Annotated in this window: 16 protein-coding genes; 11 read left to right on the top strand and 5 right to left on the bottom strand. The window is 74.5% G+C overall.

All coding sequences use genetic code 11. The annotated features are described in order from the left end of the window. Positions 1–3 precede the first annotated feature (3 nt). Both AB0E62_RS32010 and AB0E62_RS32015 read right to left on the bottom strand, forming a co-directional pair. The gene (locus AB0E62_RS32010; protein WP_362201704.1) at positions 4–1,194 is read right to left on the bottom strand and encodes a zinc-dependent alcohol dehydrogenase; all 1,191 of its coding nucleotides are present in this window, start codon (positions 1,192–1,194) and stop codon (positions 4–6) included. 113 nt (positions 1,195–1,307) lie between these two features. Beyond that, positions 1,308–1,814, bottom strand: coding sequence for a MarR family transcriptional regulator (locus AB0E62_RS32015; protein ID WP_362201707.1), 507 nt, complete (start codon positions 1,812–1,814; stop codon positions 1,308–1,310). 194 nt (positions 1,815–2,008) lie between these two features. Here AB0E62_RS32015 and AB0E62_RS32020 point away from each other — a divergent pair, with 194 nt between their 5' ends. The 7 genes from AB0E62_RS32020 (at position 2,009) to pcaD (ending at position 8,865) form a co-directional block, all read left to right on the top strand. Next, entirely contained in the window at positions 2,009–2,764 is a 756-nt protein-coding gene (locus AB0E62_RS32020; RefSeq protein ID WP_362201710.1) for a CoA transferase subunit A, read from the top strand. Next, the gene (locus AB0E62_RS32025) at positions 2,764–3,408 is read left to right on the top strand and encodes a CoA transferase subunit B (RefSeq protein WP_362201713.1); all 645 of its coding nucleotides are present in this window, start codon (positions 2,764–2,766) and stop codon (positions 3,406–3,408) included. The genes AB0E62_RS32020 and AB0E62_RS32025 overlap by 1 nt, the downstream gene beginning before the upstream one ends. Before the next feature lie 380 nt (positions 3,409–3,788). Further along, positions 3,789–5,009, top strand: a complete 1,221-nt coding sequence (locus AB0E62_RS32030) for a thiolase family protein (protein ID WP_362201715.1) — start codon at positions 3,789–3,791, stop codon at positions 5,007–5,009. Positions 5,010–5,028: 19 nt separating this feature from the next. Continuing rightward, positions 5,029–5,802, top strand: a complete 774-nt coding sequence (pcaH, locus tag AB0E62_RS32035) for a protocatechuate 3,4-dioxygenase subunit beta (protein ID WP_362201718.1) — start codon at positions 5,029–5,031, stop codon at positions 5,800–5,802. A gap of 5 nt (positions 5,803–5,807) precedes the next feature. Beyond that, a complete protein-coding gene (pcaG, locus tag AB0E62_RS32040; protein ID WP_362201721.1) occupies positions 5,808–6,410 on the top strand; it encodes a protocatechuate 3,4-dioxygenase subunit alpha in 603 nt (200 codons plus the stop codon). Beyond that, entirely contained in the window at positions 6,407–7,747 is a 1,341-nt protein-coding gene (gene pcaB / locus AB0E62_RS32045) for a 3-carboxy-cis,cis-muconate cycloisomerase (RefSeq protein WP_362201724.1), read from the top strand. The genes pcaG and pcaB overlap by 4 nt, the downstream gene beginning before the upstream one ends. Continuing rightward, positions 7,744–8,865 carry a 3-oxoadipate enol-lactonase gene (gene pcaD, locus AB0E62_RS32050; protein WP_362201727.1) on the top strand — a complete coding sequence of 374 codons (1,122 nt, stop codon included), beginning with the start codon at positions 7,744–7,746 and terminating at the stop codon, positions 8,863–8,865. The genes pcaB and pcaD overlap by 4 nt, the downstream gene beginning before the upstream one ends. 132 nt (positions 8,866–8,997) lie before the next feature. Here the strand turns inward: pcaD and AB0E62_RS32055 are convergent, their stop codons facing one another. Both AB0E62_RS32055 and AB0E62_RS32060 read right to left on the bottom strand, forming a co-directional pair. Then, positions 8,998–9,687, bottom strand: a complete 690-nt coding sequence (locus AB0E62_RS32055; RefSeq protein ID WP_362201730.1) for a class I SAM-dependent methyltransferase — start codon at positions 9,685–9,687, stop codon at positions 8,998–9,000. Positions 9,688–9,898: 211 nt separating this feature from the next. Beyond that, positions 9,899–12,580: an AAA family ATPase gene (locus AB0E62_RS32060; protein ID WP_362201733.1), complete on the bottom strand. Its 2,682-nt coding sequence runs from the start codon at positions 12,578–12,580 to the stop codon at positions 9,899–9,901. A 285-nt stretch (positions 12,581–12,865) separates the two neighbouring features. Between AB0E62_RS32060 and AB0E62_RS32065 the strand changes: the two genes are divergently transcribed. Both AB0E62_RS32065 and AB0E62_RS32070 read left to right on the top strand, forming a co-directional pair. Beyond that, positions 12,866–13,876 carry a DUF2510 domain-containing protein gene (locus AB0E62_RS32065; protein ID WP_362201736.1) on the top strand — a complete coding sequence of 337 codons (1,011 nt, stop codon included), beginning with the start codon at positions 12,866–12,868 and terminating at the stop codon, positions 13,874–13,876. Between the two features lie 331 nt (positions 13,877–14,207). Next, positions 14,208–14,456 (top strand): hypothetical protein, encoded by a 249-nt coding sequence (locus tag AB0E62_RS32070; RefSeq protein ID WP_362201739.1) that lies wholly within the window; start codon positions 14,208–14,210, stop codon positions 14,454–14,456. 451 nt (positions 14,457–14,907) lie between these two features. On the opposite strand, the gene AB0E62_RS32075 is transcribed toward AB0E62_RS32070, so the two are convergent. After that, a complete protein-coding gene (locus tag AB0E62_RS32075; RefSeq protein WP_362201741.1) occupies positions 14,908–15,522 on the bottom strand; it encodes a TetR/AcrR family transcriptional regulator C-terminal ligand-binding domain-containing protein in 615 nt (204 codons plus the stop codon). Between the two features lie 185 nt (positions 15,523–15,707). Between AB0E62_RS32075 and AB0E62_RS32080 the strand changes: the two genes are divergently transcribed. Beyond that, positions 15,708–16,508, top strand: a complete 801-nt coding sequence (locus AB0E62_RS32080; RefSeq protein ID WP_362201744.1) for a phosphatase PAP2 family protein — start codon at positions 15,708–15,710, stop codon at positions 16,506–16,508. Then, positions 16,505–17,572 carry a hypothetical protein gene (locus tag AB0E62_RS32085; RefSeq protein ID WP_362201747.1) on the top strand — a complete coding sequence of 356 codons (1,068 nt, stop codon included), beginning with the start codon at positions 16,505–16,507 and terminating at the stop codon, positions 17,570–17,572. The genes AB0E62_RS32080 and AB0E62_RS32085 overlap by 4 nt, the downstream gene beginning before the upstream one ends. Positions 17,573–17,610 lie beyond the last annotated feature (38 nt).

The raw sequence follows: 17,610 nt of genomic DNA on the forward strand, positions 1-17,610 counted from the left end.
GGGCTACGGCTGCATGAGGACCTTGACCGCGCCGTCCTGCTTGCGCTGGAACATGTCGTAGGCGTGCGGCGCGTCCGCCAGCGGCAGCCGGTGCGTGGCGAAGTCGTCCACGCCGAGCGGGTCCTCGTCCGTGAGGTAGGGGATGATCCGGTCGGTCCAGCGGCGGACGTTGGCCTGGCCCATGCGGAGCTGGATCTGCTTGTCGAAGAGGGTGAGCATCGGCATCGGATCGGCCATGCCGCCGTAGACACCGCTCAGCGAGATGGTGCCGCCGCGCCGCACCAGGTCGATCGCCATGTACAGCGCGCCGAGCCGGTCGATGCTGAAGCGCTCGGCGAGCGGGCCGCTGAGCTTGCGGGGCATCATCGCGGTCGCCGTCTGCGCGAGCTTGGCGGCGGCGCTGCCGTGCGCCTCGGTGCCCACTGCGTCGATCACGGAATCCGGACCCCGCCCGCCGGTCACCTCCCGGATCGCGTGGACCAGCGCCTTCTCGTCGTCGAAGGCCCTGAGGTCGTACGTCTCGACGCCACGCCGCTGCGCCCGGGCCAGCCGCTCGGGCACCAGGTCCACCCCGAGGACGCGCTCCGCGCCGCGGGCCCTGGCGATCCGGCAGGCCATGTCCCCGATGGGGCCGAGCCCGAGGACCGCGAGGGTGCCGCCGGGCGGGACGGCCGCGTACTCGACGGCCTGCCAGGCGGTGGGCAGCACGTCGGAGAGGTAGACGAACCGGTCGTCCGGCGGGCCCTCGGGGACCTTGATCGGGCCGAACTGCGCCTGGGGGACGCGCAGATACTCGGCCTGGCCGCCGGGTACGGCGCCGTACAGACGGGTGTAGCCGAACAGGGCCGCGCCCATACCCTCGCCGGTGACCTGGGTCGTCTCGCACTGGGTGGGCAGACCGGTGTCGCACATGAAGCAGTGCCCGCAGGCGATCTGGAAGGGCACCACGACCCGGTCGCCGGGGCGCAGGTCCGGCACCTCGGGACCGACCTCCTCCACGATGCCCATGGGTTCGTGGCCGAGGATGTCGCCCGGGGTCATGAACGGGGTGAGGACCTCGTACAGGTGCAGGTCGGAGCCGCACAGTCCGGTGGATGTCACGCGGATGACCGCGTCCGTGGGTTCCTCGATCCGCGGGTCGGGCACGTCCTCGACCCGGACGTCCCGCTTGCCCTGCCAGGTGACTGCCTTCATGCGTCGCACTCCCTAGGTCGTGTACGGCCTCGCCTGTGTGCGGTGGCGGCCGGGTACCCGGGTGTCCGGGTACCGAACCCGGTGGCGGGCGGGGCGGTCGTGCGACGGCCTGGTCAGCCCTGGACGGCCAGCGGCTCGGCCGGGTCGCGCGGCTCTCCGGCCGCGGTGCGGGTTCCCTCGGCCGGATGGCGCAGTTCCTCGGCCGCGTCGGCGACCCGGCGGATCAGCTCGATGAACAGGGTCTGCTCCTCGGCGGACAGCGGGGCGAGGAAGACCTGGTTCATCCGGGCGGTGCGCACGGTGAGCTTGCGGTGGGTGCGCGCGCCGTCGTCGGTGAGGCGGAGCAGGAAGCGCCGGCCGTCCCGCGGGTCGCGCGCCTTGTGCAGCAGGCCACGGCGGTCGAGGCGGCTGATGACCTCCGCGATGGTGGACCGGTCGAGACCCACCCGCTCCCCCACGGTCCGCTGGTCCAGCCCGGGCTCGGCGACGAGCGCGTTCATGACCGCGAACTGCGGCGAGGTGATCTCCTCCGAGACCATCGCGTTCCACAGCAGGTAGTGCGCCTGCTGGAGCCGCCGGGCGAGGTGTCCGGGATGGGTGGTGAGGTCCACCGCGGCCATGTGCGCTCCCCTGATCGTTTCGTAGGTGCACTGAACGATACCCGGCCGCCAAACCGGCTGTCCTGTCGGCGCGTGCGAGGAAAGCAGGTCTTGACGGCCTCCTTCTCCGGTGGCAGCGTGAGCGCCATCCCAAAAATTACTCAGTGCCCTGACTATCTGGGGACTCTGGGGACCGGAGAGACGGAGCTTCACGGATGGACAAGGTGGTGGCCACCGCCGGCGAGGCGGTGGCCGATGTGCCGGACGGCGCGTCCCTCGCCGTCGGCGGGTTCGGGCTCAGCGGTGTGCCGAACGTGCTGATCCAGGCGCTGTACGAGCGCGGTGTCGGCGGGCTGAAGGTGGTGTCGAACAACTGCGGAGCGCTGGAGTCCGGGCTGGCGGTGCTGCTGGCCGCGGGCCGGATCACCCGGGTCACCGGCTCGTACATCGGCGGCAACAAGGAGTTCGCCCGCCAGTATCTGGGCGGTGAGCTGGAGCTGGAGCTGATCCCGCAGGGCACGCTGGCCGAGCGGCTGCGCGCGGGCGGCGCCGGCATCCCCGCCTTCTACACCCCGGCGGGCGTCGGCACCCAGGTCGCCGAGGGCGGACTGCCCTGGCGCTACGACGGCTCCGGCGGGGTCGCGGTGGCCTCGCCGCCGAAGGAGGTGCGGGAGTTCGACGGCGTGGAGTACGTGCTGGAGCGGGGCATCCGTACGGACTTCGCGCTGGTGCGGGCCGCGCGGGGGGACCGGCACGGCAACCTGGTGTTCCGCAGGTCGGCCCGGAACTTCAATCCGCTGGCCGCGATGGCCGGCCGGATCACCGTGGCCGAGGTGGAGGAACTGGTCGAGCCCGGCGAGATCGATCCGGACACGGTGCACGTGCCGGGGGTCTTCGTACAGCGGGTGGTGCCGCTCACCCCGGAGCAGGCGGCGGACAAGCGGATCGAGTTCCGGACGGTGAGCGGCTGATGGCGTGGACACGCGAGGAGATGGCCGCCCGCGCGGCTCGTGAGCTGCGGGACGGGCAGTACGTGAACCTGGGGATCGGCCTGCCGACGCTGATCCCGAACCATCTCCCCGAGGGGGTCGAGGTGGTGCTGGAGTCGGAGAACGGCATCCTGGGCACCGGCCCGTACCCCACGGAGGACCAGGTCGACCCCGATCTGATCAACGCGGGCAAGGAGACCGTGACGGTGCTGCCGGGCGCGGCCTTCTTCGACTCGGCGCTGTCCTTCGCGATGATCCGGGGCGGGCACATCGATGTGGCGGTGCTCGGCGCGATGCAGGTGTCCGCCGGGGGCGACCTGGCCAACTGGGCGGTGCCCGGGAAGCTGGTCACCGGGATCGGGGGCGCGATGGACCTGGTGCACGGTGCCCGGCGGGTGATCGTGGTGATGACGCACACCGCGAAGGACGGCTCGCCGAAGATCCTCAAGGAGTGCACGCTGCCGCTCACAGGCAAGGCGTGTGTGAACCGAGTCATCACGGATCTGGCGGTGCTGGACGTCACCGAGGAGGGGCTGATGCTCACGGAGACCGCGCCGGGTGTGAGCGTGGACGAGGTCATCGCCAGGACGGATGCGCAACTGAGGGTGGCGGAGGGCTTGCTGTGAACCGCGCTCACAGTGTCGGGGGCGTGGGGGCTGTGAGCGGGGTTCACGCCGGCGCAGGTGTGCTTCCTGCTGTGCCGTTGACTCGGTTCGCACCGGCGACGGCGCGCGGCGTGCGGGGCCGTGAACTCGGTTCACACCGGCACACCGCGTGGGCTCGGGAGCCGTAACCCGGTTCACACCGGCGACGGCGCGTCCTCCGGTGTGGTGAACCCGGTCGACCCGCGGCGAAGGCACGACTCGCGCAGCCGTGAACCCCGTTCACAGCGCCGCGCCCCTCCCCGCCGTATCTCCCGCAGCCCCTGTAAACCCCGTTCACACCGCAAAGGCAGTCACCCATGAGCCCGATGAGCCCAACCAGCACCACCAGTCCTATCAGCCCCGTGAACCGTGCTCACACCCCGAAACCCGTATACATCGTCGACGCCGTCCGCACCCCCTTCGGCCGTTACAACGGCGCCCTGGCCGCCGCGCGCCCCGACGACCTGGCCGCCCACACCCTCCGCGCGCTGCTCGCCCGCACCCCCGACCTGGACCCGGCCCGGATCGACGACGTCTACCTCGGCAACGCCAACGGCGCCGGCGAGGAGAACCGCAACGTCGCCCGTATGGCCGCCCTGCTCGCCGGGCTGCCGACCTCCGTGCCCGGCGTAACCGTGAACCGGCTGTGCGCCTCCGGCCTGGAGGCGGTGATCCAGGCGGCCCGTGCCATCGCCCTGGGCGACGCGTCCCTCGTGGTGGCCGGCGGGGTGGAGTCCATGACCCGGGCGCCGTACGTGCTGCCGAAGCCGGACAGCCCGTTCCCGGCCGCGCACACCGAGCTGTACTCGACCACGCTCGGCTGGCGCATGGTCAACCCGCGGATGGACCCGCAGTGGACCATCCCGCTGGGCGAGAGCGCCGAGAGAATCGCCGACAAGCACGGCATCGGCCGCGAGCGGCAGGACGAGTTCGCCCTCGCCTCCCACCGCAAGGCCGCCGCCGCGCGGGAACAGGGGCTGTTCGACGTGGAGCTGGCGTCCGTCCCGGTACCGCGGCGCAAGGGCGAGCCGGTGGACTTCACCGCCGACGAGTGCGTACGGCCGGACGCCTCCCTCGCCGCGATGGCGAAGCTCGAGCCCGCCTTCCGCGCCGAGGGCGGCACGGTCACCGCGGGCAACGCCTCTCCCCTCAACGACGGTGCGGCGGCCCTGCTCCTCGCCGACGAGGAGGGGCTGAAGGCCACCGGCCGCGAGCCGCTGGCCCGGATCAGCGCGACCGGTCTGTCCGCGACCGACCCGCAGTACTTCGGGCTGGCGCCCGTGGAGGCCGTCAACCGGGCCCTCGCCAAGGCCGGCAAGGGCTTCGGCGACCTGTCGGTCCTGGAGCTGAACGAGGCGTTCGCCGCCCAGGTGCTCGGCTGCCTCGCCGAATGGCCGCAGTTCGACCCGGCGGTCCTCAACCCGCAGGGCGGCGCCATCGCGCTCGGCCATCCGCTCGGCGCCTCCGGGGCCCGGCTCGCCGGGACCGTCGCCCACCAGCTCGCACGCCGCGGCTCCGGCACCGGCGTGGCCACCCTCTGCATCGGCGTGGGCCAGGGCCTCGCCCTCGTCCTCGAACGATAAGGAAGCGTCAGGTACCACCATGGCCCTCACTCAGCAGGACATCGACCAGGAGATGGCCGCCGAGCGCGCCGCGTACGCCGAGCGGCTGGCCGACGGCGCGCCCGTCGAGCACCATCCGCGCCGCGGCTACACGCCGTACCGCTCCTCCGTGCTGCGCCACCCCGGGCAGCCCCTGGTGGAGATCGACACCCGGCAGGACCCGGAGCTGGTGGAGCTGAGCTCCCCGGCCTTCGGGGAGCGGGACATCACCGAGACCGACAACGACCTCACCCGGCAGCACGCCGGGGAGCCCATCGGTGAGCGCATCACGGTCTCCGGGCGGCTGCTGGACCGCGACGGGCGCCCGGTGCGCGGTCAGCTGATCGAGATCTGGCAGGCCAACTCGGCCGGCCGCTACGCCCACCGGCGCGAGCAGCACGACGCGCCGCTGGATCCGAACTTCAGCGGTTTCGGCCGTACCCTCACCGACGCCGAGGGCCGCTACCACTTCACCACCGTCCAGCCCGGCCCCTATCCCTGGCGCAACCATGTGAACGCCTGGCGTCCGGCCCACATCCACTTCTCGGTGTTCGGCACGGCGTTCACCCAGCGGCTGGTCACCCAGATGTACTTCCCGAACGACCCGTTGTTCCCGTACGACCCGATCCTGCAGTCGGTGACGGACGACGCGGCCCGGCAGCGGCTGGTCGCCGCCTACGACCACGGTCTGTCGGTGCCGGAGTTCTCCCTGGGCTACCGCTGGGACATCGTGCTGGACGGCCCGTCCGCCACCTGGATCGAAGAAGGACGCTGACCGCCATGACGATCATCGACCCGGCCGGCCCGGAGCAGGCGCTGCCCACCCCGTCCCACACGGTCGGCCCGTTCTACGGCTACGCGCTGCCGTTCCCCGGCGGCGAGGAGATCGCCCCGCTCGGCCACCCGGACACCGTCACCGTGCACGGGTACGTCCTCGACGGCGCGGGCGAACCGCTGCCGGACGCCCTGATCGAGCTCTGGGGCCCGCGGCCCGACGGCACGGTGCCGCACGTGGACGGCTCGCTGCGGCGGGACGCGGCCACGGGCGGCTTCCTGGGCCGCAACGGCGTGGAGTTCACCGGCTGGGGGCGCGTCCAGACGGACGCGAGCGGCCACTGGTACGCGCGTACGCTGCGTCCCGGCGCGCGCGGGCGGAACGCGCCCTACCTCAGCGTCTGTGTCTTCGCGCGCGGCCTGCTCGTACATCTGTTCACTCGGGTCTACCTGCCGGGTGACGACGCCGCCCTGGCCGCCGACCCGCTGCTCACCCGGGTGGGTGACCGGCGGGACACGCTGATCGCGGGTGACGAGGGGAACGGCACCTACCGTTTCGACATCCGCCTTCAGGGCGAAGGCGAGACGGTCTTCCTGGAGTTCCAGTGACATCCGAGTCCTCACCCTGCACCGACGCCGGCCTGCTGGACCCCGGACGGGGGACGGCGGGCGCGGTGACCGAGACCGGTGACGCCGCGTATCTGCGGGCGCTGCTCGACGCCGAGGCCGCGCTGACCCGGGCGCAGGCCGCACTGGGTCTCGCCCCGGCCGGGGCCGCGGCGGCGGTGACCGAGGCGGCCGATCCGGCCCGGTTCGACCTCGGCTCCCTGGCGGCCCGTGCCGCCGGCGGCGGCAATCCGGTGATTCCCCTGGCCGCCGACCTGACCGCGGCGGTCGGCGCGGAGTACGGCCCTTACGTCCACCGGGGCGCCACCAGCCAGGACATCATGGACACGGCGACGATGCTGGTCGCCGTGCGTGCCCTCGGACCGGTCCTGGCCGATCTCGCGCGCTCCGAGCGGGCGTTGGCCCGTCTGGCCGCCGGGCACCGGGACACCGTGCTGCCGGGCCGGACGCTCACCCAGCACGCCGTGCCGACCACGTTCGGGCTGAAGGCGGCCGGCTGGCGTTCGCTGGTGCTGGACGCGCGCGACCGCCTCACCCGGGTGCGCGACTCGCTCCCCGCCCAGCTCGGCGGGGCCGCCGGCACCCTGGCGGCCTTCCAGGCGTACGGCGCCCGGGACGCGGCGGCCCTGACCCAGGCATACGCCCGGGAAGTCGGGCTGGCCGCACCGGAGTTGCCGTGGCACACGCTGCGCACACCGGTCGCGGACCTGGCCGGGTGCCTGGCCTTCACGGCGGGCGCGCTCGGCAAGCTCGCCGTGGATGTGCTGACGCTGTCGCGCACCGAGATCGGCGAGGTGAGCGAGGGCAGCGGCGGCGGCTCGTCCGCCATGCCGCACAAGGCGAACCCGGTGCGTGCCACGCTCCTGGCGTCCGCCGCCCGGCGCGCCCCGCAGCTCGCGGCGACGCTGTACGGCTGCCTGGCCGCGGAGGACGAGCGGCCGGCCGGCGCCTGGCACGCCGAGTGGGAGCCGCTGCGCGATCTGCTCCGGCTGGTGGGCGGCGCGGCCGGACAGGCGGCTCAGCTGGCCGAGGGGCTGCGGGTGCACCCGGACGCGATGCGCCGCGGCCTCGGCCGCACCCGGGGACTGATCGTCTCCGAGCGGCTGACCGCCGTCCTCGCACCCGTCCTCGGCCGGGCGCGGGCCAAGGAGCTGCTGACCGAACTGGCCCGCCGGGCCCACACCGAGGACCGCCCGCTGCGCGAACTTCTCGCCGAACAGGAGGAGTTGGCGGGCATCGATCTGGACGAGGCGGCCGACCCCGCCCGGTACACCGGTTTCGCCGGACCCCTCACCGACCGTGCTCTGGAGCGACGTTGACCGTGATCCACCTCAACCACCGTGCGGAAGGCCCCGTTTCCGCCCCGCCGCTGCTGCTCGGGCCGTCGCTCGGCACCTCGCTCGCCCTGTGGGACCGGGTGGCGCCCGAACTGTCCGCGAGCCACCGGGTGATCCGCTGGGACCTGCCCGGGCACGGCGGTTCGGCGGCCGGCCTGATCGGACCGGGCGCGACCGTCGGCGACCTGGCCGCGCTGGTGCTGGCGCTCGCCGACGAACTCGGCGTCGACCGGTTCGCCTACGCGGGCGTCTCCCTGGGCGGCGCGGTCGGCCTGCACCTGGCCGTCCACCATCCCGAGCGGCTGTCCTCGCTGGCCGTGCTGTGCTCCTCGGCCCACTTCGGCGGGGCGGCGCCCTGGCGGGAGCGGGCGGAGCGGGTGCGCCGCGAGGGCCTGGAGTGGCTGGCAAAGAGCGCCGGCGCGCGCTGGTTCACGCCCGGGTTCAGCGTGCCGGAACTGGTCCGGGACCACCGGTCGGCGGACCCGGAGGCGTACGCCGCCTGCTGTGACGCGCTCGCTTCGTTCGACCTGCGCGACCGGCTCGCGGAGATCACCGTACCGACGCTGCTCGTGGCCGGGCGGGAGGATCCCGCGACCCCGCCCGCGCATCTGCGGGAGATCGCGGACGCGGTGCCCGGGGCGGCGCTGGTGGAGCTGCCCGGGGCCTCCCATCTGGCTCCGGCGCAGGTACCCGGGGCGGTGCTGGGGGCGCTGCGCGCCCAGCTCGACGGGCCGCCGGCGAGCGGGCTGGCGGTGCGCCGCGAGGTACTGGGCGATGCCCATGTGGACCGCGCGCAGGCCCGGCAGACCCCGTTCACCGCCCGCTTCCAGGACTTCATCTCCCGCTACGCCTGGGGGGAGATCTGGACCGACCCGACGCTGTCGCGCCGTGAGCGCAGCATGATCACGCTGACCGCGCTGGTCGCGCACGGCCACTACGACGAACTGGCGATGCACGTCCGGGCGGCGCGGCGGGGCGGTCTGACGCCGGAGGAGATCGGCGCGGTGCTGTTGCAGACCGCGGTGTACTGCGGGGTACCGGCCGCCAACTCGGCGTTCGCGACGGCCCAGCGGGTGCTCGCCGAGGAGGAGACGGGCTGACCGGCGGCGGGGGTGCCCCTGCCGGCCGTACGCTCGGCGGCGGCTCGTTCCCGGCGGTGCGCGCACCGGGACACCGTAGGTGCTCCGACACGTCCGCCGAGACGGCGCGGGCAGCGGCTCCGTGGCGGTCGTTCAGGCCCGTCGGACCGCCCTGACGAGCAAAGTGGCGGCGCCGCGCGGCGCGTCGGCGGGTGACGGCAACGTGTCGATGCCGATGCCGGTGAACCCCGACTCGTCCAGGACCTTCGTCCAGACGTGTTCCTGGAGTACCCAGCGGCGCATCGTGGTCGCCTCCCCGCCTGGGGTCCGCGCCGCGACCTCGGCCGGCACGGCATCGGGTTCGGCGGGCGCACCACCCAGGTAGTGGGCGAGGGTCGAGAACACCAGCCGGCCGCCGGGCCGCAGGGCTCCCGCCGCCGCCGGGAGCAGCTCTCGCGGGTCGGTGAAGTCGACCGCGCCGAACACGCTGTACAGCACGTCGTAGGTGCCGGCCGCATCCAGCAGGTGCCGCACGGCATCGGAACGGACGATGCGCAGGCGGGGTGCGAGGTAGCCGAACAGGCCGGTGGCCATGGCATGTTGCGCGGGCGAGGCGTCCACGGCGTCGACGCGCGCGGGAAGGTGGTGCGTGGCCAGGCAGGCGGCGTGCCGGGCGGCTCCGGCGCCGAGGTCACCGACGGTGCCGCCCGCCACCTCGCCCAGCAGTTCCGGGCCGGGCCCGCTGTCCTGGCTCCACGCCCAGGAGAAGGTCTCGGGCACGGCGCGGTCGCGTTCGGCACGGGTGCGGCCGTAGTGGTGCCAGAGGTCTGTGGTGGTGGACACCCGCGGCATCATGGCAGTCCGGCCGGCCGCCGCCGTCGGTGCGGGCCAGGAGGTTCGCCGAGTCCACCCGGTGGACGGCCGGGGCGAGGGGGCGCGCCCGGCCGTCTGCAGGGACATCGCCGTGGTCCGTGAGGGTGGATCAGACCGTGGAGCTCCGTGCCGGCGCCGGCGGTGGTCACCGAGCGGTGCGGTTGGCGGAGCCGGGGCCGGCTCAGTGCAGGCCCCGTCCGTTGTCCAGTGCCTCCTCGGCCCGGGCCGCGAGTCCGTCGGCGCCGCAGAGGCGGGCGAGGTCCAGGCCCCGGGTGAGGTCCACGGCCGAGCCCGCGGCGATGCCGTACTCGATCCGGGCCGCCGCGTGCTCGTACTGGCAGGGCGAGGCCTCCAGGTAGGCCACGGCCCGGGCGGCGAGCCGTTCCGCGCGCTGACCGGTCTCCAGCGCGGCGGCGCAGCGCAGGGCCTCGCCGATGGCGGTGTCCGTGCCGAACCGCTCGGCCTGCTTGCGGGCGTCGGAGGCGAGCCGGGCGGCGCGGGCCGGGTCGGTTCCGGCGAGGGCGCGGGCGAGGTCGACGGACCAGGGCGCGAGGACCGGGTTGTGTCCGCCGCGGGAGGCGGCGGTCTTCTCGGCGGCCTCCAGCTCGCTGACGCCCTCCGCGGTGCGGCCCACGGCCAGCAGCAGCCGGCCGCGCACGGAACGGATGTCGGGCAGCACGATGGTGGACGGGTACGGCGGTGCGAAACCGTACTGTTCGGCGACCGACCAGGCTTCCTCCACCCGGCCGCGGGCCAGCAGGGTGTCGACCAGTCCGCAGGTGGCCGACCAGTACAACGGCAGGCGGCGGCCGACGCGTTCGGCGAGCCGCACGGCTTCGCGCAGGGTGGTCTCGGCGTCGCGCAGCCGGCCCTGCCTGCGGTAGGCGAGCCCCAGGAAGGCGTTGGCCAGGGAGAGATGGACGCCGCGCCAGCCGGCCGAGGTGTAGACGCGCCGGGCCTCGGAGAACAGGCTTTCGGCGCGGTCGAGCCGGTCGGCGTAGGCGTACGCGCTGCCGAGCATCATCAGCAGCTCCATGCCCCACTCGGGATCGGTCCAGCCGAGGCCGGGCGCGAGGCGGCCGTTGACGAGGGCGCGGTCGCACAGGTCTACGACGGCGTCGGCGCTCTCGCCATGGGTCATGGCGTCGAAGGCGCGCAGGATCAGCAGGGCGCGTTCGGCGTTGTCGCGGCCGGTGCAGGTGCCCGCGAGTTCGGCGAGGCGCCGGGAGCGGGCCGGGGCGGCGGTCTCGCCGTGGATGCCCTCCCACATGAACTGGAACGCCTGCAGCCGCAGTCGCACCGGGCCGGCCGCGTGGCGGGCGGCCTCGGCCTCCACCGTGCGCACGGCCTCCTCCAGCTGGTCGTTGTGGAGCAGCGCCTGGGAGAGGCGGACGACGGCGTGGGCCCGGTCGTCCCCGTCGAGGCCGGGCATGCCGAGCGCGCCGCGCAACTGGTCGATGGAGACGGCGGGGTTGGTCAGCAGGGTGGCGCAGCCCAGTTCGTACAGCACGTGGGCGTGCACCTCGGGCAGGGGCGGCTCCCGCAGCGCGCGTTCCAGGCAGCGGCGGGCCGCGTCCGGGGCGCCGACGGCGAGGTGTTCGCGGGCGGCCTGGCGGAGTTGTTCGACGAGTTCCTCGTCCTCGTCCGGGTGCACCTTCAGCAGGTGCCGGGCGGCCTCGGCGGCGCCGCGGTCCAGCTCGGTGATGATCTGCGCGGCGACGCCGTGCATGGCGGTGCACACCCCGGCGGGGATGGAGCGGTAGACGTCGGTGGCGATGAGCGGGTGGACGAACTCCAGCTCGTCGTCGCGTCCTTCGGCGTCCGTGGCCGGGCGGCGGGTGAGGATGCGGGCGGTGCACAGCACGTCGGCGCAGCGGCGGGCGAGGTCGTCGTCCATGGTGGCGAGACGGGCGACCATGTCGACGGTGATGCCGGTGCCGAGGATGGCGGCGGCCCAGGCGAACCGGGTGGCCTCCAGGCCGAGGCTCCTGATCCGGTCGACCAGTCCGCCGCCGCGGGCCGCACGGTTGAGGGCGCGCAGTTCCCCGGCGTGCACCTCGACCGGTTCCAGTTCGCTGTCGTGCACCTTGGCGAGGAGTTCGACGGTCTCGTAGGGGTTGCCGTCGGTGACCGCCCAGACCTCCCGGCAGAACGCGTCGTCGGCGTGCCGGCCGAGGGTGGCGCGGGTGAGTCCGGCGGTGGCGTCCGGGGTGAGGGCGCTGAGGTCGTTGACGGGCCGGCCCGCGGCGGCGGCGACCGCGTCGAGGTGGCGGGCGCCGGCCCCGCCGGTCTGGTCGGGCCGGCGGGCGATCACGACGAGAACGGGTACGTCGTCCAGGCGTTCGGCGAACGCGGCGAGCCAGCGCAGGGTTTCCGGGTCGGCCCAGTGGGCGTCGTCGAGGAGCAGGACGAGCGGGTAGGTGCGGCGGGCGATCCGGCGGACGGCGGAGACGAGTCCGTCGCGGACGTAGTGCGGGTCGGCCTTGTCGCCTTGTGGTCGGGTTATGCCGAGGGCGGGGCCGGCGATGGCGTGCCAGTCGCCGAGGTGGTCGCGGACCTCGTCGCGCGGGAGGGACAGCAGCGCGGGCTGGAGCAGTTGCCGCAGGACGTGGAACGGGACCGACCTGAGGGTCTCCGCGCCGCGGGCGGACCAGACGGCGCAGCCGCGGCGTTCGGCCATGCGGCGGGTCTCGGCCAGCAGCGCGGTCTTGCCGAGGCCGGCCTTGCCGCGGAAGACCAGCAGGCCGCCGGCGGAGTCCTGGTCGGCGCACAGGGCGTCGAGCGCCGCGGCGACGGTGGCGATCTCGGCGTCCCGCTCCCACAGGGGTGCCGAGCCGACCGCCGTTGGCCGTCCGTCCGTCATCCGTTCCCTCCCCAGGTGGCCCGCACGGCATACAGGCACCGAGCGTAGCCGTCCGGCGTGGCCCGCGGGGTCGGTCGGGGCAGGTGCTGCCCGGCCGGGTGAAAGACGGTGCGCGCGGACGACGGCGGTCCCGGGCGGGCCGGTGGCGGAGGCGTCGACGGGGCGGGGCCGCGGGGCTCTGGAACGCCTCCGGCACGGGGGTTTCCGGAGGCGGATGTCCTGACCCGCCGGCGGGACGTCGAATCCTCTCATCACACTTTCACCGTCACCTCATACGGTGGGGGCATGACGCAGGTGACTCCTCCCGGGTGGTATCCCGACCCCGGGCAGACGAACGACGCTCCGCCCACCGAGCGCTGGTGGGACGGCACGGCCTGGACGGACCGGACCCGGCCGGCGGGCACGGCCGCCCCGTGGGGTCCCCCGGTGCCGCAGGCGGCGCAGCCGGGTGCCCCGGCGCCCGGGGGGTACGGGGGGTATCCGGGGTATCCCTCGTATCCGGCGCAACCGCCGGCCCGGTCCCGGCGCGGGCTGCGCACCGGAATAGCCGTCGCGGTGACGGCCGCGGTGCTGGCGAGCATCGGGGTCGGCGTGTACGCCCTGGCGAAGGACGACGGCGGCGGCGACCGCGCGGGCTCGCAGCAGGGGCCGGGCGGCGGTCCGGGAGGCCCCGGCGGCTCAGGCGGGTCCGGCGGTCCGGGAGGCCCCGGCGGATCCGGTGGGGACTCGCCGTCTCCCGGTCGCTCGGGGGCGCCGGAGGTGGAGGGCGGCGGCTCGGTGCCGGACCCGGTCAACGGGATCAGCCTGCCGGTGCCGAAGGGGTGGACCGGGCAGTCGATCGCCGCCGGTGCGCAGGTGACCTCCGAGGACACCTACAAGTGCCCCGGCGACACGGCACAGACCTGCACCGCGGGCGGCGCCTACTCGGCTCCGGCGCCGGTGCTGCGGATCAAGGGGGACACCGCCGAGGAGGTCGCCAAGGCGGACATCGCGGCCAACGCCAAGGAGTCCTACGGCGGCACCGCCTACGGCAGCATCACCTCGCACGAGGTACTGGCCTCCAAGGCCGTGACGGTGGCCGGGCAGAAGGGTTACCTGGTCCGCTGGAAGGCGGTCACCAGCAAGGGCGCCGACGGCTACGTCGAGTCCGTCGCCTTCCCCTCCCCCAACGCCCCCGAACGGTTCGTCGTGATCCGCTTCGGCCTGGACGTCGGCCGGCAGTTGTCCGTCATGGACGAGATCCTGGAGGGAATCAAGGTCTCGTCGGCCGGCACGGGCAACGGGCAGGCCGTGTAGGCCCGGCGGGCGGCCTCCGGGAGAGCCCGGTGGCCCTGCGCATCCCGGATCACGCTCGCCACGTCGAGGACCGGCTCGGCCGCCGATCCGAACAGGTACAGCACAGGAGAGGCGTGCGGCTCCGACGTATGCCTCGGGCTGACGCCGACGGCGAGCCGGTGGCTCGGCGACCGGCTCCCGGCGCTCGCCGAGCTGACCGGGTACCCGGTGCGATCCGGGTACGAGATGCCCGGCGAGCCCGATGTGCGGCCGAAGGCGGACGTGATCGCGTTCGCCTTCGGCCACGTTCGGCACGGTCGACGCGTGGGCGCTCGGCACCACCCGGGACTTCGTGGTCGGCGTGGTCGCGGAGGGGATCGGGAAGGGCGTCGCGATGGTGGCGATGCCCTGCGTGAACGCGGACCGTGCCCGGCGCCGGCAGTTCGAACGGAGCGTCGGCGACCTCTGGGAGAGGGGGGTGCGGGTGCCGTACGGGCCGGGCGGGTTCGTGCCGCACCGGCCGGGTCGGGAGAAGCCGGGTGAGTACCCGTGGCATCTGGTGCCGGGCGAGGTCGAGCGTGTCGCCGGGCGGGGCGCGTAGGCGCGGACGCGCCCCCTGCCGTTCCGTTCGGTGCGGGTGGCCGCCGCCGGGCCGGGCGGACGAACCGGGCGTCGAGCCGCATCCGGCGGTGCTCCTGCCGCGGAGGCGGCGGGCACAACGCGAGCGGCCGCGCGCCGGGCGCCCGGGGCGAGCGCGGGAACGTCGCGGCGGCCTGAGCGGCACACGCGGGTTCCCGCAGCCCGGCGTACTCCCGGCCGCCCGTCCGGCGGTGGGTACTGGCCGAGGCCGCCCGTCCGGCGGTGGGTACTGGCCGAGGCCGCCCGTCCGGCGGTGGGTACTGGCCGAGACCGCGCGGGCACGAGTCGGCCGGGTGGGGTTCCCCTCCGCTCAAGAGGAATCCCACCCGGCCGGGGGGTGCGCGCCGCCCCCGTCCCCACGGTGCGGCGCGGGCGGGTCGCCGTTCAGTCATCCCGTGAACGGCAGCCCGCGTCTATGCCAGTCCGAGCGCGGGGAGCACCGCGGCCTCCACGAACCGGACCAGATAGTCGGCGTCGGCGTACTGCCCGTTCAGGACCGGTCGTACACGCAGGACGCCGAACATCATGGCGGGGATGTACTCCAGCGCGGGGTGGTCCGCCGGGACCTCGCCCCGGGCGACGCCCCGGTCGAGCATCTCCTCCAGCGCGGCGATCTCCGGGTGGACCAGCGCCTCGCGCAGCGCCCGGGCCAGTTCCTGGTCCGAGGTCACCGCGTGCCCCAGCGCCTGGAGCAGCCGGGTGTCCTTGCCGGACCAGTCGCCCGCGGCCCGCGCGGCCTGGCGCAGGTCCTCGGCGAGCGACCCGGTGTCGATGCCGGCGAACCGCACCCGGCGGCTGGCGCGCAGGGCCGCCGCGACGAACTGCGGCTTGGTCTTCCACTGCCGGTAGAGCGTGGACTTGCTGCACCGGGTGCTGGCGGCGACGCCCTCCATGGTGACGGAGTCGTAGCCGCACTCGCGGATCTGTTCCAGCACGGCGTCGAAGAACTCCCGCTCACGCTCCGGCGTGATCTTGGAGCGGCGCGAGGCGACGACCGTTTCCGGTCCCTCCGCGGCCTGCGACGTCATGCGGTGCTTCCCCTCGCTCGTGCTGGTTCCAGTGTGGCGCACATCAATCGATACGCAAGTGTACCGGTACTCAACCGTATCGGTACACTTGCGTATCGGTACGCCAACGTATCGATGAGTTCCGGTGACCGACCGGGACGCGTACGCACCACCACACGCACCACCGTCAGCGAAGGGGCCGGGGGATGAATGCCCGAACCGAGCCTGCGGAGGCGGACACCGCACCGGGAACCCCGGCACGCCCGCCCCTGATACGTGAGTTCCTGCTGGTCGCAGGGCTCTTTCTCGTCTACAAACTCGGCCGCCAACTGGCCACCGGCCACACCGGCGACGCGTTCCGCAACGCCCGCCGCGTCTGGGACCTGGAGCGGACCGCGCACCTCCCCCACGAGAACGCCGTGCAGTCCGCCCTCCTGCACGGCGACACCCTCGTCCATCTGGCGAACACCTACTACGCGACCGTCCACTTCCCGGCCACGCTCGCCTTCCTGGTCTGGCTGTATCTGCGCCGGCCCGCGCACTACGTCTGGGCCCGCCGGGTCCTCGCGGCCGTCACCACCGCCGCCCTGGCGCTGCCGTTCACCTTCCCGCTGGCCCCGCCGCGGATGCTGACCGGCACGGGCCTGGTGGACACCGGCCGCGTCTACGGCCCCTCCGTGTACGGACCGCCCTCCAGCGACCACCTGTCCAACCAGTTCGCGGCGATGCCCTCACTGCACTTCGGCTGGGCGCTGATGCTGGCCATCGGCCTGATCGCCGCCACCAGGTCCCGCTGGCGCCTGCTCTGGCTGCTGCACCCGCTGATCACCCTGCTGGTGATCGTGGGCACGGCCAACCACTATTGGCTCGACGCGCTGGTGGCCACGGCCATGCTCGGCCTCGCCCTCGCCGCCGTCCCGCCGCCCCGGCGCACCGCGACCACGGCGGGACGCGGCACCGGTGTGCCGGCCGGCCGGGAGCCCGTGCTCGCGGGAGCGGGCCGATGAGCGCGGCCGCCCTGGCCGCCCTCGGTCTGTCGCTGGTGTCGGCCGTCGCCTACGCGCTGGCCGCCGTCGCCCAGGAGCGACTGGCCGCGCGCAGCGCCGGCACCGGGCTGCTGCGGCTGCTGGGCACCGGCGCCTGGTGGTCGGCGGTCGGGCTGAACGCCGCCGCCGCGCTGCTGCACGTCGTCGCCCTGAAGTACGGCCCGCTCACCGTCGTGCAGCCGCTGGGCGCGCTCACCCTCGTCGCGGCCGTGCCGCTGGGCGCGCGGGCGGCCGGACGGCGGGTCAGCGCGGTGGAGTGGCGCGGTACGGCGCTCACCCTGCTGGGGCTGGCCGCGCTGCTGGTCGCCGCCTCCGGTCCGGCGCCCTCGCGGGTGCTGTCGCTGCCGGCGGCGCTGGTGGTCGCGGGGGCGACGGCGGCCGCGATCGGGCTGCTGTCCTGGCCCGGCGCGCGGCCGGGCCTCAGGCACGCGACCGCGTCCGGCTTCGCCTCCGGGGTGGCCTCCGCGCTCACCCAGACGGTGACCGTGGCGGCCACGGACCGCTCGGGACCGGTACTGAGCACCGAGGTGATCGTGGGCGCCGTGCTCGTCGCCGCGTTCGCCGTGGGCGGGCTGCTGCTGTCCCAGACCGCCTACCGCGGCGGGCTGGGCGCCCCGCTGGCCGTGGTCACCCTCGCCAACCCGGTCGCAGCCGCGATCATCGGCCTCAGCCTGCTGGGGCAGGGGCTGCGGGGCGGGGCCGGCGGCGTGCTGCTGGCGCTGGCCGGCGCGGGACTGGCCGCCTGGGGTGTGCTGCTGCTCACCCGGTCCGCCCGCACCTCCCCCGGTTCCGGCGAGCGGGCGGCGGACGAGGAGCATCCGGTGGCGGCCGTACTGGCCCTGGCGCCGGACACGGCCACCGCGGAACCGGCCCTCGTGCCCCGTCGGCCGGAGCCGGAAGCGGGTACACGGCGACCGGGCCTCCTGCCACGGCAGCCCGCGCCGCGGACGGCCGCCGAGGGGCCCGCGCCGGCACCGCGGCGGCCGGAACAGCCGGAGCAGCCGGGGCAGCTCACGGCGCTCTGAGGCGGATACGGCGGCGCGGCCGGTGCGCGGGGAGTCCC

The sequence above is a fragment of the Streptomyces sp. NPDC038707 genome (genome assembly GCF_040636485.1).
GTDB lineage: Bacteria > Actinomycetota > Actinomycetes > Streptomycetales > Streptomycetaceae > Streptomyces.

What these genes read in the sequence shown, in the direction of transcription:
- AB0E62_RS32010 (WP_362201704.1), bottom strand. Translation starts at nt 1,194, where the DNA reads ATGAAGGCAGTCACCTGGCAGGGCAAGCGGGACGTCCGGGTCGAGGAC.
- AB0E62_RS32015 (WP_362201707.1), bottom strand. Translation starts at nt 1,814, where the DNA reads ATGGCCGCGGTGGACCTCACCACCCATCCCGGACACCTCGCCCGGCGG.
- AB0E62_RS32020 (WP_362201710.1), top strand. Translation starts at nt 2,009, where the DNA reads ATGGACAAGGTGGTGGCCACCGCCGGCGAGGCGGTGGCCGATGTGCCG.
- AB0E62_RS32025 (WP_362201713.1), top strand. Translation starts at nt 2,764, where the DNA reads ATGGCGTGGACACGCGAGGAGATGGCCGCCCGCGCGGCTCGTGAGCTG.
- pcaH (WP_362201718.1), top strand. Translation starts at nt 5,029, where the DNA reads ATGGCCCTCACTCAGCAGGACATCGACCAGGAGATGGCCGCCGAGCGC.
- pcaG (WP_362201721.1), top strand. Translation starts at nt 5,808, where the DNA reads ATGACGATCATCGACCCGGCCGGCCCGGAGCAGGCGCTGCCCACCCCG.
- AB0E62_RS32060 (WP_362201733.1), bottom strand. Translation starts at nt 12,580, where the DNA reads ATGACGGACGGACGGCCAACGGCGGTCGGCTCGGCACCCCTGTGGGAG.
- AB0E62_RS32065 (WP_362201736.1), top strand. Translation starts at nt 12,866, where the DNA reads ATGACGCAGGTGACTCCTCCCGGGTGGTATCCCGACCCCGGGCAGACG.
- AB0E62_RS32075 (WP_362201741.1), bottom strand. Translation starts at nt 15,522, where the DNA reads ATGACGTCGCAGGCCGCGGAGGGACCGGAAACGGTCGTCGCCTCGCGC.
- AB0E62_RS32080 (WP_362201744.1), top strand. Translation starts at nt 15,708, where the DNA reads ATGAATGCCCGAACCGAGCCTGCGGAGGCGGACACCGCACCGGGAACC.
- AB0E62_RS32085 (WP_362201747.1), top strand. Translation starts at nt 16,505, where the DNA reads ATGAGCGCGGCCGCCCTGGCCGCCCTCGGTCTGTCGCTGGTGTCGGCC.